Annotated in this window: 11 protein-coding genes; 6 read left to right on the forward strand and 5 right to left on the reverse strand. The window is 35.2% G+C overall.

Annotation, left to right across the window (positions count from 1 at the left end; genetic code table 11):
• Positions 1–3: 3 nt before the first annotated feature.
• From GIY83_RS04465 to GIY83_RS04480, 4 genes are all read right to left on the reverse strand, one after another.
• Positions 4–1791, reverse strand: coding sequence for an amidohydrolase (locus GIY83_RS04465; protein ID WP_208685080.1), 1788 nt, complete (start codon positions 1789–1791; stop codon positions 4–6).
• An 87-nt stretch (positions 1792–1878) separates the two neighbouring features.
• Entirely contained in the window at positions 1879–2568 is a 690-nt protein-coding gene (locus GIY83_RS04470; protein WP_065449042.1) for a hydrolase, read from the reverse strand.
• Positions 2569–2798: 230 nt separating this feature from the next.
• On the reverse strand, positions 2799–3113 hold the full coding sequence (locus tag GIY83_RS04475) for a hypothetical protein (RefSeq protein WP_194620309.1): 315 nt from the start codon (positions 3111–3113) through the stop codon (positions 2799–2801).
• 844 nt (positions 3114–3957) lie between these two features.
• Positions 3958–4989, reverse strand: a complete 1032-nt coding sequence (locus tag GIY83_RS04480) for an AraC family transcriptional regulator (RefSeq protein WP_208685082.1) — start codon at positions 4987–4989, stop codon at positions 3958–3960.
• A gap of 107 nt (positions 4990–5096) precedes the next feature.
• On the opposite strand from GIY83_RS04480, the gene GIY83_RS04485 reads away from it, so the two are divergent.
• From GIY83_RS04485 to GIY83_RS04495, 3 genes are all read left to right on the forward strand, one after another.
• Positions 5097–7490, forward strand: a complete 2394-nt coding sequence (locus GIY83_RS04485) for a TonB-dependent receptor (RefSeq protein ID WP_208685084.1) — start codon at positions 5097–5099, stop codon at positions 7488–7490.
• Positions 7491–7514: 24 nt separating this feature from the next.
• Positions 7515–8753, forward strand: coding sequence for a DUF4374 domain-containing protein (locus GIY83_RS04490; protein WP_208685086.1), 1239 nt, complete (start codon positions 7515–7517; stop codon positions 8751–8753).
• Between the two features lie 75 nt (positions 8754–8828).
• A complete protein-coding gene (locus tag GIY83_RS04495; RefSeq protein ID WP_208685088.1) occupies positions 8829–10262 on the forward strand; it encodes a PepSY domain-containing protein in 1434 nt (477 codons plus the stop codon).
• Between the two features lie 178 nt (positions 10263–10440).
• Here GIY83_RS04495 and GIY83_RS04500 read toward each other — a convergent pair whose 3' ends face one another.
• Entirely contained in the window at positions 10441–11367 is a 927-nt protein-coding gene (locus tag GIY83_RS04500) for an alpha/beta hydrolase (protein ID WP_208685090.1), read from the reverse strand.
• A 464-nt stretch (positions 11368–11831) separates the two neighbouring features.
• On the opposite strand from GIY83_RS04500, the gene GIY83_RS04505 reads away from it, so the two are divergent.
• The 3 genes from GIY83_RS04505 (at position 11832) to GIY83_RS04515 (ending at position 15027) form a co-directional block, all read left to right on the forward strand.
• Positions 11832–13304, forward strand: a complete 1473-nt coding sequence (locus GIY83_RS04505) for an MFS transporter (RefSeq protein WP_208685092.1) — start codon at positions 11832–11834, stop codon at positions 13302–13304.
• Between the two features lie 86 nt (positions 13305–13390).
• Positions 13391–14230, forward strand: a complete 840-nt coding sequence (gene kduI, locus GIY83_RS04510; RefSeq protein ID WP_208685094.1) for a 5-dehydro-4-deoxy-D-glucuronate isomerase — start codon at positions 13391–13393, stop codon at positions 14228–14230.
• A gap of 5 nt (positions 14231–14235) precedes the next feature.
• Positions 14236–15027 (forward strand): gluconate 5-dehydrogenase, encoded by a 792-nt coding sequence (locus GIY83_RS04515; RefSeq protein ID WP_208685096.1) that lies wholly within the window; start codon positions 14236–14238, stop codon positions 15025–15027.
• The last annotated feature ends 15 nt before the right edge of the window (positions 15028–15042 follow it).

The raw sequence follows: 15042 nt of genomic DNA on the forward strand, positions 1-15042 counted from the left end.
AATTTAGTTTTTTTGATATCCACCAAAATAGTTTACAGGACTCCAATCCGGAATTGCTTTTGGTGTAGGTTGTGCAAAGGTTCTAAAATCATCATCTGCATAAACTACTTTACCGTTTACAACTGTAAGTTTCGATTCGATGTTTAAAATTTTCTCTTCAGAGGTATTAAAATAATCATCAGAAAGAATGGCGAAATCGGCTAATTTATCTGCTGCGAGCATTCCTCTGTCTTTTTCGATATTGATTAATTGTGCACTTCCGTGAGTAAATAATTTTAAAGCCGTTGTTCTGTCTGCTATATTTTCGTCATTCATATATTTTAAGCCACCCAGTGTTTTTCCTGTAGTCAACCAATATAAACCAACCCAGGGATTGTAACTTGCCACACGGGTTCCGTCAGTTCCCATTCCTACTTTAATTCCTAATTCTAATATTTTCTTTAGCGGAACTGTATTTGAAGCTGCTGTTTTGCCATATCTTTTTATGAAACTTTCTCCCTGATAGGCCATTCTGTGCTGAATTGCCAATCCACCGTTCAGCGCTTTTATACGTTTTAAGTTTTCTAGAGAAACCGTTTCTGCGTGATCAAAGAACCATAAAAGTCCGTTTAGGGGAGTTTCTTTGTTGATCTCTTCAATAACATTTAAAAATCGGGTGATGCTTTCGTTATATGTGGCATGAATTCTAAAGGGCCATCTGTTTTTTACTAACAAAGACAAAACTTCTTTTAATTGTCCTTCCATTGCCGGGCTTAATTCAGGTCTTGGTTTGTCGAAGTTTTCAAAATCTCCGGCGCTCATTACCAGATTTTCTCCTGCACCCTGAACATGATATTCTACTTTGTCAGAATGATGATCATCGTCACAGCCTTCGCCAATTTCAACAGTCTGCATCCATTTGGTATAATCGTTTAGTTCTGTTCCTGCTTTTTGGGCAAACAAATAATAAGGCATTCTAATGGTTAAATCGCTGTCTTTGCATAAAGCGTTTGTCACGCCGTAATCGTGCGGAAAATTTTGAAATCCGCCTCCTGCATCCATAATTGCCGTTACGCCAAGTCGGTTCATTTCGCTCATAAATTGTTTGGTCGAATTGAATTTTTCATCTTCGGATAATTCCGGAAGTTTAGCAAGCGTAGAGTATAAAATAAAAGCGTTTGGTTCTGCAACTAATAATCCGGTTGGATTTCCGTTTGCATCTTTTTCAATCAATCCCGCATTTGGGTTTGGTGTATTGGCATCTATTTTTAAGGCTGCTATTGCGGCTTTGTTCAGATAAGCGTGACCGTATAGATGAAGAATAAATGCCGGAACATCCCCTGTAGCTTGATTAATTTCTTCAAGAGTTGGTAATCTTTTTTCTTCAAACTGATAGGCATTCCATCCCCCAACAACTCGAACCCATTGTCCTTTAGGGGTTCTTTGTGCTTGTTCTTTTAGCATTGCCAAAGCTCTTTTAATAGAACGAACACCATCCCAGCGCAACTCGGTATTAAAGAATCTTCCACCGCGGATAATATGCATGTGCGAATCGAATATTCCGGGAATAATTACTTTTCCTTTGGCATCTATTACAGTTGTGTTTTTGTTTTTTAGTTTTAAAATCTCGCTGTTTTTTCCGGTTTTAAAGATTTTTCCATCGGCAAGAGCCATTGCTTCTACAATCGTATTTTTTTCATCTAGTGTATGAATTACAGCATGGTGAACAATAAGTGTGGCTCTTTTGCCTTGAGCGAAAATCGATAAGGAAAGTAGAAGAAGTAAAGCGGATATTATAATTTTTGGTTTCATAATCTGGTTTTTATTAGAGGTTTGGATAAAAAAAGGCTGTGAGAGTATCACAGCCCTTAAAAGAACCATTGATGAAGAATTTATAAATTAGTGTTTCAACATTTCGTGAGCGTACTGAACACCAACACCATAAGCACCACCATATTTTTTAACTAAATCAGTTACTGGTACATAAGTTTCCTGACGAGCCCAGTCGCGTTGTAATTCTAATAAGTATTGTAATGAAGTTACGGGATGAGCACCAGCCTGAACCATACGGGTTACGGCCATTTCGTGTGCTTCTTTAGAAACATCACCACTTGCATCTGTAATTACATAAACATCATAACCTTCGTTGATTGCTGATAATGCTGGCCCAACAATACAAACACTTGTCCACAAACCTGCAAAAACCAGTTTCTTTTTACCTTTTGCAACTATAGCTTTATGAGCAGGAATATCTTCCCAGGTATTCATTGAGGTACGATCGATGTAGTTTGAAGTAGCTTTTGGATAAAATTCTTCTATTTCACGAAAAACCGGTCCGCTAAATGATTTTTCGGCAACGGTTGTTACAATGGTAGGAACTTTGAATATTTTTGAAGCTCCGGCAACTAAAGCGGTGTTGTTACGAAGTTGATCAATTGGAATGTTATTTACTGCAAATGCCATTTGGCTTTCGTAATCAATAAGTACTAGTGTGTGGTTGAAAGGATCTAATTGCGCCGGACTTGGTTTTTGAGCGAATCCTATAAAAGTTACAAATAATAATGCTGCGGTTAAGATTAATTTTTTCATGATAATTTATTTTTGTTGTGAATAAAAAGGTTTTTTGAAATTATTTTATATTTGATTTTCAGTGTTTTGCACTCGTGTTAAATGCTTTGTTTGTAATGTTTTGATTTTAAAAGTTTTTTCAAAAAAGGCAATAAAGTTCCTAACGATATATCGTCAATTTGTTATTGGATAGTCGTCAATGAAATGTTTTAAAGCTTTTTAATGAGTTTTAAAAAGGAAAATTCTGGTACCTAAATTTTTCCTTTTAGATGTAATCGGTGAAGGATTTCTGATTTTAATAAACCGCTTCCTCCTCCAAAATGTTCAATTACTTCGACTTGGGGTTGTTGTTCCAAGCAAAAAGAAGTGAACTTTTTCTCGACATGATCTTCGATTCCGGAACTCAACAGAACAATGTCGATTTTGTGATTTTGAAAGTATTCCTGAGCTTCATTCTCGTGATCAAAAGCAACTGCATTCCAGTTCTCATCTGCATTTACAAGTCGAAGTAAAATGGCCAGGATCGCTTCGTTTTTTCCAAGTAATAAGAATTCAAGAGTTTTCATAATCGTTTTTTTTTTTTTTAGTTTCTAAGACACTGAGCTACTAAGTTTCTAAGTTTTTTTAGGCTTTAATTTTTCAGTTTTGATAGAACTTGTAATTTGTTTTACAAATGTATAGGCTAATTAAATTGTTTGGCTTAATCTAGGACAAGAAATATAATTTTCTATAATTTGATCATTTCAGGATTAAGACTACAGCTTTTTAAGAACTAATAATTTATTTGACAAATGTATTGGTTAACTCAAAAAGCAGGGCTTAATCTAGGACAAGAAATTAATCTTTACTCGAAGTATGTTTCTCAGGCTTTAGATTCAGGCTTAAAAAGAACGATTCATTTATTTGACAAATGTATCACTAAGCTAAAAGGTAGTGGCTTAATCTAGGACAAGAAATTAATTTTGAGTTTTTGAAAGCTAATTTTGGAGTGTAAGGAGTAGGATTTCTATATCGCTTTTTTAAGAAATAATAATTTTAACAAAAAAAGTTTAAGTTATAATTGTTTGAAAAAAGAGGCGTAATGTCAAGTAAAACAATAAATTAATATTGAATGAATATAAATAAGAGAAAAAAAAGATTCTCCAAATGTGGAAACCCGTAATGTTTTCTCTAAAGTAGCTTGTAGATTTGTGTTATAGAAATTGATATAGGCGTTGTTTTTGCCTTTTTAAACAGCATTTGTCAATTCTCTATGTTACTGTTTTTGGAGAAACATTTTTTTTTAGAATGAAAATTTGACACCATTTCATAGTGGATATCTTTGTATAAGTTTGCAAGACATACGGGAAAGTCTAAATTTTTATAGGGTTTTTAGATTTTGTTAATCAAAGTCTGAAAACCCTTTTTTTATTAGCTTAATAATAAAACTCCCGTAATCCAAAAATGAATATAGTCCCAATTGATTTTAAACTTTTGAGGTGAAAAACCATAGAAATTTTTAAAAGCTGCCGAAAAATGAGACACATCTTTATACCCACATTTATACGCTACATCACTAACTGTCGAGGCTTTATTTTGGAATAATTCTTTGGCATGTTCCATTCTGAGTTTAATAATATAACTTTTTACAGTAGTTCCAAAACAAGCTTTAAATCCTTTTTTTAGCTTAAATTCATTTAGCGAAATCAACCTTGAGAGTTCTGCTAATGTTGGCGCGTTAACATAATCGTTGTCTAGTATTTCTTTGGCTTCTAGTAATTTATGGTAATCGTCTTTGTCAATTTGATCTTTTTGTACAGGTATGGTAATGATTGTTTCGAGCTGATGTATAAGGAGTTCTTTGATTTTAGTTTCGATATACATTTTTTTTAGAGCACCCTGACGCTTGCAGTTTTTTATTTCGTGAATCACCCACTGAATTGCCGGGGTAAAGGCAATATACTTTGAAGTAAGATAACTCGATTTTTTAAGCAGGATATTTTTTGAAAATTTCTCATGAAGTTCCCAATCTTCATTGATAATACTGTAATAAAAGTCTTTTGACAAGATGATAGAGAAATAATTAATTTGTTCAAAGGCAGGTATTTTAATAGTTGCTTTATAGTTTGTAGCGTAAAATATATTATGAGTATTTTTTTTTGAATATTTTTCGGTTTCTAATTCATCAATATGGGTCTCGACATTATTGCAGCAAATAAAATTCATCACTACAGATTCTTGATCAATTTCAAAAATGATAGTTTGAGGCGTTGAAAAAAGCATTTGTGTATCGAGCAAAACCATTCCCTGGGTGATTAAGTGATGGCTTTTAATTTGTTCTGAATCACCATTTTTTATATTGACATTCTCCTGTGTTAAATAATTTTTTGGATAATGAGTGTCACCAATTTCAATTTGAATAAGTGACTTTTCGTGCGCTAAAATTTTCGATTTGATCTTCAAAATATAATCCGTTTTTACAAAATAATAATCCGTTTTTCCCTATCTTTTTTCGAGTTGTAGATGGTACTTTTGCGCCAAAGTTATTTATAATTAGTCTAATTAAAGATATGACAACTCACAAATTTTTATTTTTTAGTATATTTTTTTTCTTTTCGGTCTTATCGCATTCCCAGCAAAATCAAGGTTTCTTCATCAGTGGAGAGGTAAGAGAAAATTCCGGACAAACAATTCCTTATGCCACAATTAGTATCGAAAAAACCAACTTTAGCATGATCTCGGATGAAAACGGGAGTTTTGTTTTTAAAAATGTAAAGCCGGGAAAATACACTTTAAAAATCTCTGCAATTGGTTTTTCGAACTATAAAAAAAATATAGAAGTTTCATCCGGGGATGTTAGTTTTAAGGTTCGCTTAGAAAATGAATTAAACGAATTGCAAAGCGTTACAGTTTTAGGACGTACGGCAACCGAGAAAGTAAATAAACAAGCTTATAATGTAACGGCTCTTGATGCTAAAAAGCTTCACAATACTACCCTTGATTTGTCTCATGCTTTAGACAGGGTTTCCGGTGTTCGTGTTCGTGAGGCTGGTGGAGTGGGTTCAAGATCAGAACTTTCGATAAATGGTTTCTCGGGAAATCAAATCAAGGTTTTTATTGATGGAGTTCCCATGGATAATTTTGGATCTTCTTTTCAGCTCAATAACATTCCTGTAAATCTTGCCGATCGTGTCGAAGTTTACAAAGGTGTTGTACCAATTTGGCTGGGTGGTGATGCTTTAGGAGGTGCGGTGAATATTGTGACAAACAGCAAACCAAGAACTTATATTGATGCGTCGTATTCTTTTGGATCTTTTAATACCCATCGCTCTGCTGTAAATGCGGGTTATACTTCTAAAAGCGGTTTTACCACAGAGATAAATGCTTTTCAAAATTATTCTGATAATAATTATTGGGTCAATGTTGATGCGGCCAATTTATTCTCAGGTCAATATTATCCAAATCAGCGTGTAAGAAGATTTCATGATAACTACCATAACGAAACGGTGGTTGTAAACATTGGAATTACTGGAAAAAAATATGCCGATAAATTGCTATTTGGTCTTACAGCAGGTCAAAATAAAGCAGACATTCAAACCGGAGCAAGAATGGAAAGTGTCTTTGGATCTGTTTATTCGAAAGGAAATATTTTGATGCCCACTGTAAAATATCAGGTTAAAGATCTTTTTACAAAAGGCTTGAATTTTAATCTTACAGGGAATTTTAATTTTGGAGAAGAAAAAAATATAGATACCGTATATATTAGATATAACTGGTTTGGCGAGAGCAGAAAGTTTGAGGGTTTAGGCGGAGAACGCAGCCGTACGTTACGCAAATTCAAAAACAATAACGGAATTGCTACAGCAAATGCCACTTATAGTTTAAGCGAGAGACATTCATTTATGCTTAATAATACCTTCAATACTTTTGATCGTAAAGAAAGTGATGAGTTAGTTCCTGAATCTTTAGTGTATAAACAACCTAAAAAATCACAAAAAAATGTAATAGGATTAGGGTATAAATTTGATTATAACCAGAAGTGGAGTACCTCTGTATTTTTAAAAGATTATTCCCTAAAAACGACTTATTCCAGAAGTTATAATCCATCGGGAAATACCGGAGATATTGCCTACCAGCAATATGTAGACCATACATCTGTAGTAGGATATGGTGGGGCAACAAGTTACTATATCAGAGAGAGTTTACAGGTAAAAGGATCTTTTGAAAAAAGTTACCGTTTACCAACGCCACAGGAAATCTTTGGAAACGTAAATGAAAATATTGCAGGAAATCTTGATCTTAAACCCGAGACCAGTAATAATTTTAATGCTGGAGTGAGCTACCAGACTAGCTTTAGAAAAGTAAATGCCATGACATTTGATCTGAACTTTTTGTATCGCGATGCTAGAGATTTTATACGCTCTGAGCTCAATATAAATCAAACCATGCAAACCAACGTCAATCAGGGACGAGTGACTAATTACGGCGTAGATACAGAGATCAGGTATTCATACAAAAACCGATTTACTGCGGGGGTAAATATGACTTATCAAAATCTTCGTAATATGACTAAATATGAACCAGGTCAGCAATATGTATCGCTTTTTTACAAAGACAGGGTTCCCAACATCCCATATCTCTTTGGGAATTTTGATGCGACAATATTTTTTAATGATTTTATAAAAAAAGGAAATAATTTATCTCTAGGATACAATCTTCTCTATGTCTATGACTATTATTTGTCATGGCCAAGCCGTGGTATCCAATCTAGTAAACTGGATATTCCAACACAGTTTAATCACGATATCAATATTGTTTACACACTTGCCGATGGAAAATACAATATAGCTTTTGAATGTAAAAATGTATTAGACAATAAGCTCTACGATAACTTTTCATTGCAAAAACCAAGTCGTGGCTTTTACCTCAAATTCAGATATTTTCTTGATAAATCACGTAAATAATTTAATAATTCAAACCATAATAACATGAAAAAAAGTAGCAAATTAATTTTGTTCTCAGCCTTAGTAGCTTTTACAACGTTCTCTTGTAGTAGTGATTCTGATAAACCCGGAAATGAAACAGGCGGTGGAGTAGACACCGGAAAAACAAAATATATAATTACTGCCACTACCGGAGCAGCAGGAATTGCAGATTATTTGTTAACGGCTGATGATATTTCTAAAGGGTCTATTACTACAACGGGTAATGGTATCGAACAAGACGGATCTTACCGTTATTACATTACAGCGCAAAACAACTTTTTTAGTTTATTATACGGACAAGGAAATCCTGGCGCCGTGACAACTTACAACCTGAATGCAGAAGGAAAGCTAATTAAGAAATCTAATTTTCAGGCAGAAACAGTACACGTTTTTGCAGCTGTAAACAAGGATATTTTAACAATTAAAGTTCCAAGAAGCGGCGCGGCATCTATTGCTCAAATGTATAAAATTGATGCAGAAAAATCACTTATTACAGGTGAGGCGCAACAAGATACGAAAAAATTAGCCGGAAACGGTGAAAGAGCCTTTTTTACCTGGGCAACTCAGGTGGGCGAGAAAGTGTACATGCCTTATATGAGTATTAAAGGTGACGGAGTTGATAATTTTGGAACTAAAAACCCGGACAGTACATGGGTTGCGGTATATACATATCCGGAGCTTAAATTAGAAAAAGTGATCAAAGATAACCGTACCAGTTATTTAGGAGGTTATTTCACTAACGGATTGTATCAGGACGAAAACGGAGATGCTTACGGTTTCTCAGGAGCAGTTGCTACAAGCAATTCTGTTGTAACTTCTACCAAACCATCTGCTGTGGTAAAAATTAAAAAAGGAACTACAGAATTTGATAAAACCTATTTCTTTAATGTACAGGAAAAGTCAGGAGGATATAAAATTGCCTCATCCAGCTATATTTCTAAAGGAAAAGTATTACTACAAATGTATGGTACGCCAGGAACTAATAAAGGCGCTGCAAAACTGGCCATTGCGGATCTTTACAATCAAACTTTTACATGGGTAACTAATGCGCCTCAAATAATTAGTTTTACAACAGTAGAAAGATATAATCTTGTTAGTGAGGACGGTTCATCTGCTATTGTTGGTATTAATACTCCTGAAGGAAACTGGATTTATACCATCAACGGCACAACTGCTGTTGCTACTAAGGGAATAAAAGTTGAAGGTGGTCAGATTACTGCAATTGCAAAATTAAAATATTAAAAATTGGTTTCTTTTGGACCGTAGGCCTTTCGGGGCTTGCGGTTTTTTTATTTATCTTTTTATACGCTACTAATTATGTTTTCTTTTTCAAAATCAAATACTAATAAGAAAAAAAGTAAAAAATCGCTTTTCAAGCGTATTATGGCCTGGTTGCATCTATGGCTCGGATTGGCTTCGGGTATTATTGTGGTTATTGTTAGTATAACGGGCTGTATTTATGTTTTTGAAAACGAAATTAAAGATTTTATCGAAGACTGGCGTTTTGTAGCCCCTCAGGAAAAAGCTTTTTTATTACCCTCGCAATTAGTTACAATTGCAGATAAAACCATGAAAGGCAATCATGCCACAAGTGTTACTTTTGGATCAAAAGAGGATGCTGCTATTGTGGGGTACTTTATCGAGAAAAAAGAAAGTAAAGACGAAAAAGGAGAAAATAAAAGAGGAGAGAAAAAAGGAAATCTTAAAAATGACACAGCTAAAAATGGGAGTGAAAAAGGAAAATCTGATCTAAAACCGCAAGGAAAAGGCAAGCAAAAAGATCAAAAAGAAGAAAAGCCCAGAAAAAGAAGAAAGGGCGTTTTTACCAGCATTTATATGAATCCGTACTCTGGAGAAATATTAAATGTGAAATCTTTTTCAAGAGGCGAATCGCCCGATTTTTTCAGATGGATATTAAATGGTCACCGTGCTTTATGGCTACCTTATAATATAGGAAGGCCAATTGTGGGTGTGGCGGTTATCATTTTTGTGATTTTACTCATTTCAGGTATAGTGCTTTGGTGGCCCACTAAATGGATTAAGTCCATTATTAATAAAAGTTTTAAAATAAAAACAGATGCCAGTTTCAAACGCGTCAATTATGATTTGCATAATGTGCTTGGGTTTTACAGCTGTGTTTTTTTATTTTTTATTGCTGTAAGTGGATTAGTATGGAGTTTTGACTGGTGGAGTAAATCCCTATACTGGCTTACATCGGCAGGAAAACCACTAGTAGAAAGCCGTGAATCTGCAAAATCAGACACCACAAATGTTAAGACTTTTAATCTTACTACGGCTGATAAAGTTTTGTTGAAGATGAACAAAGAAAATCCACAGGCAGCGGGAATATTAATTTCTATTCCTGCCAAACCAGCAGATCCTATTGGAGCTTTTGTTTACAAACAAAAAAACACCTACTACAATATGGACAGGTATAATTTTGATCAGCAGACTTTGAAAGAGATTTCAATAAAGTCGACTTTTTCAGGAAAATATATCGATGCCAATATACCAGACAAAATACGCAGAATGAATTATGATATTCATGTGGGAAGTGTACTGGGACTTACAGGGAAAATTATTGCATTTTTTGCCAGTCTAATTTCAGCCAGTTTGCCTATTACGGGATTTTTAATTTGGTGGGGAAAACAGAAATTTGGCAAAAAACCAGCTGCATCTGCAAAAGTTGCTACAAAGGCAATTCCTATTGCTAAATCTAAAGCAGTCTTAGAGAAAGAATTGTCAGTTTAACGCAGTGATAATCAGTTTTTTATAGTTTTTGATGTTGGTTAAAAAGGTAAAACTTTATGAGTTTTGCCTTTTTTTTTAATTTGATTCATTGTACCTAATTCGCAAAAACAGAATAAAAGTACCATATTTTGGTAAAGATTTCTATATGGTCAAAATAATTACACCCCCCCCATTGATTTTATTGGGTTAATCCCTGATTTTTAAGCCATTCTTGGCAATCTCGTGTCCAGAACTTGCTGGTGTCTTTTACCCCCAGGCCAAAACCATGTCCGCCTTTTTCATACATATGCAATTCAGCCGCAACGCCATTATTTTTAAGGGCTAAGTAAAAATTGATACTATTTTCAGGTAAAACAGCCGTGTCGTCTGAGGCATGTACCAAAAAAGTTGGCGGGGTTTGCGCCGTTACCCTTTTTTCGTTAGAAAAAGAATCAAGCAATTCCTGTGAAGGATTATTGCCTAGTAAACTCACTTGTGATCCCTTGTGTGTAATATCATTTTGCATGGATATAACAGGATAAATTAAAAGAGAAAAATCAGGACGTGCACTTACTTTAGAAGTGGTCTCATAGGTCTTTTCCTCGTAATGTGTGGCTAGGGTGGAAGCCAGATGTCCTCCGGCAGAAAAGCCTAAAATTCCAATTTTGTTTGCATCAATATTGTATTTTGCTGCATTCTCTCTCACATAGCGCACCGCTTGCTGAGCATCTTGCAAAGGGCCGATGTTTTTGTTTTTCATGATCTTATCATTTGGTAGTCGGTACTTTACTACAAAAGCAGCGATTCCCAGACTATTGAACCACTCGGCTACTTTAGTTCCTTCCTTATCAATTGCCAAGTGCTGATATCCTCCGCCTGGAAATATGATAACTGCGGCCTGATTGGGTTTACTTGCTGTCGGCAGAAATATGCTTAATGTAGGAACGCTGACCTGGCTGGTACTTTGTACTTTTCCCTCCTTGATGCTTTGGTTTTCCTTATAATCTATGGCTTTAATTTCGTACGGTATTTTATTCCATAGCGCAACAATTTTATTTTGAGCATTAAGCTGGTGGTTGATTGCTGTGAAAACAACAAGAATTATAAAGGCTTTTTTTAGGAACATTTTTTGTGATTTTTTCAATTCTATAATGAATTAGTGAAATAGTAGGCTTTCTAGCAAATAGTCAAAAATAGAAATTTTCGCCTATTTCTGTACTGGGAAGAACGTTAAAAAGCAGTTTTTATTTTGAGATTGGGTATAGGAGCGGTATAGGATTTCAGGGTGTTGAATCTGGTACAATTTTACCCCCTAATAAGGACAAATTTCATATGTCTTCATTTAACAATTATATTGTTTAATGTGTAATTTTGAATAGACTTTTTTGTTCTATATGTTTATTTATTTGATTATAATAATTTTTTATATAATATATTTGGAATATAAAGATTAAAAACTATATTTGTGCAATCGATTACATTATTTTAATTTGTTGGATTTGTCAGATTGATTTTTATTGTCTTTTTTGAAGAGTTAATAAGGAAATTAATAGTGCAAAGAGAACATCAATTTTATAATACAACTTTACTATGAACCAACCACAAGACGCAAGCATTACAAATCAATCCAAAAAATCTACAGGAACATACCGTTGGAGTATATGTGCCTTATTGTTTTTTGCTACAACGATCAATTATTTAGACAGGCAAGTACTCTCCCTGACATGGAGTGATTTTATCGCGCCGGAATTTCACTGGACAAACAACGATTACGGAAATATTACAGCATTATTCTCTATTTTTTATGCCGTTTCTTTATTATTTGCAGGACGATTTGTGGATTGGCTCGATACTAAAAAAGGATTTCTTTGGGCTATAGGAATATGGTCTTTTGGAGCTTGTCTGCATGCTTTTTGCGGTATTGCAACAGCGGGAATTATAACCGGAAACTGGTTTGTAGGTTTTCAAGGTGCAAAAGATGCTATAGATCTGGTACAGGACACAGGACTAGTGATTAATGTAAGTGTTACATTGTTCATATTTGCACGTTTTGTACTGGCCGTGGGTGAGGCAGGAAACTTCCCGGCGGCTATTAAAACTACGGCTGAATATTTTCCTAAAAAAGACAGGGCATTTTCTACTAGTATTTTTAATGCCGGGGCTACAGTAGGTGCTTTGGCAGCTCCAATATCGATTCCTTTTATAGCCAAATCATTCGGTTGGGAAATGGCTTTTATTATCATTGGGGCACTGGGTTTTGTCTGGATGGGATTTTGGGTTTTTATGTATGATAAACCAGAGAGACATCCAAAAGTATCTGCTGCTGAATTAGAATACATTCAACAAGATGATATTGCCGATAGTAAGTTAGTGGGTTATGTTCCGGAAACTACCACTAAAGTATCTTTTGTAGAATGCTTTAAATACAAACAAACCTGGGCGTTTGCTTTTGGTAAATTCATGACAGATGGTGTGTGGTGGTTCTTTTTATTCTGGACACCTGCTTATTTAAGCTCGGTTTACGGAATGGATTCCACCCAGGCTGCCTTACCATTGTTTGTTTTATATTTAATTACATTGCTCTCTATAATAGGAGGCTGGTTGCCAACTTACTTTGTAGAGAAAAAAGGGATGAACCCATACGAGGGGAGAATGAGAGCGATGCTAATTTTTGCATTTTTCCCTTTACTGGCTTTAATTGCACAACCCTTGGGATATATAAGTTACTGGATTCCGGTAATTATCATTGGTATTGCAGGGGCGGCTCACCAATCCTGGTCGGCAAATATTTTTACAACTGTAGGAGATATGTTTCCTAAAAAGGCAATAGCAACCATTACAGGAATAGGTGGACTTGCAGGAGGTGTTGGTTCTACCATAATCAATAAAGGTTCAGGATTATTGTTTGATCATGCCAAAGAAACCAATATGTCTTTTATGGGCTTTCATGGTATTGAAGCGGGTTATTTTATCATTTTCTCTATCTGTGCGGTATGTTACTTAGCGGGTTGGATCGTAATGAAAACCTTAGTTCCTAAATACAGTCCGATTACCGGTATGTAATATTTGGAAAATTTTAATAGTTGAAAATGTGTTTTTTAAAGATAAAAATCTAATTTTGTGCAATCGATTACATTAAATTAAAAATTATGACAAAATATAGTTCAAGATACGCCTCAAGCCCGGAAGCTGTAAAAAAGTATGATACTCAGGAATTAAGAAATGAATTCTTAATTGATGACCTAATGCAAGCCGATGAGATTGTTTTAACCTATTCTCATTACGATAGATATATTGCCGGTTCTGCAGTTCCGGTAAAAGGCGATTTAGTATTGGAGAGTATCGATCCGCTAAAAGCTTCTTATTTTTTAGAAAGAAGAGAAATCGGGATTATTAATGTTGGAGGAAGTGGTTCTATTGTAGTGGAAGGAAAAACATACGCATTAGGATTTAAAGATGCTTTGTATATCGGAAGCGGTAATAAAGAAGTAATTTTTAAGAGTGACAACAGCAATAATCCTGCTAAATATTACATTAACTCTGCGCCGGCTCATACTACTTACCCAACGGTAAAAGTAAGTCTGGCAGAAGCAAATAAATTAGAGTTGGGTACAATGGAAACGGCCAATCACCGTACAGTTAACCAAATGATCATTGGTAGTGTGGTAACGACTTGCCAGCTGCAAATGGGAATGACCGAGTTACGACCGGGAAGTGTTTGGAATACCATGCCGGCTCACGTACACGATCGTAGAATGGAAGTGTATTTCTATTTGGATATTCCCGAGAATCAGGCAGTTTGCCATTTCATGGGACAACCACAGGAGACAAGACATATCTGGATGAACAATCATCAGGCGGTAATTTCTCCACCATGGTCAATTCACTCAGGATCAGGAACCAGTAATTATACTTTTATCTGGGGAATGGCAGGAGAGAATTTAGATTACGCAGATATGGATGTTTGTAAAATCACAGATTTAAGATAAAAACTATGACAAGTTTATTTGATATAAAAGGAAAAATTGCCCTGATTACAGGAAGTACACACGGACTGGGACTGGCAATGGCAAAAGGATTAGGTCAGGCTGGCGCGACAATAGTGGTAAACGGAAACTCTTCTCAACAAAAAATTGATCAGGCCGTGGCATCACTTAAAAATGAAGGAATAAATGCAGTGGGGTATAAATTTGATGTCACTGATGAGAAAGAAGTTATTGCCGCTATAAAAAATATTGAAAGTGAAGTAGGACCTATTGCTATTTTGATTAACAATGCGGGAATCATTAAAAGAATTCCGCTAATTGAAATGGAAGTAGCTGATTTTAAAGAAGTAATTGATATAGACCTTGTAAGTCCCTTTATTGTTTCTAAGCATGTTGCTAAAGCAATGATTGAGAGAAGACAAGGAAAAATAATCAACATTTGCTCAATGATGAGCGAGCTGGGCCGTAATACTGTTGGGGCGTACGCCGCTGCAAAAGGCGGACTAAAAATGCTGACTAAAAATATGGCAACAGAATGGGCAAAATACAATGTTCAGATCAACGGAATCGGACCGGGTTATTTTGCTACTGAACAAACAAAACCTATCAGAGTTGATGGTCATCCTTTTAACGATTTTATCATTAGCCGTACTCCGGCAGCAAAATGGGGAGATCCGGGTGATTTAGCCGGAGCTGCAATATTTTTATCTTCTAAAGCCAGTGACTTTGTTAACGGTCACATTCTATACGTAGATGGCGGCATCCTGGCCACTATTGGCAAGCCATCAAACGAAGCATAATTCTCAATTATATTT

It is taken from the genome of Flavobacterium sp. SLB02, assembly GCF_009664855.1.
Taxonomy (GTDB): domain Bacteria; phylum Bacteroidota; class Bacteroidia; order Flavobacteriales; family Flavobacteriaceae; genus Flavobacterium.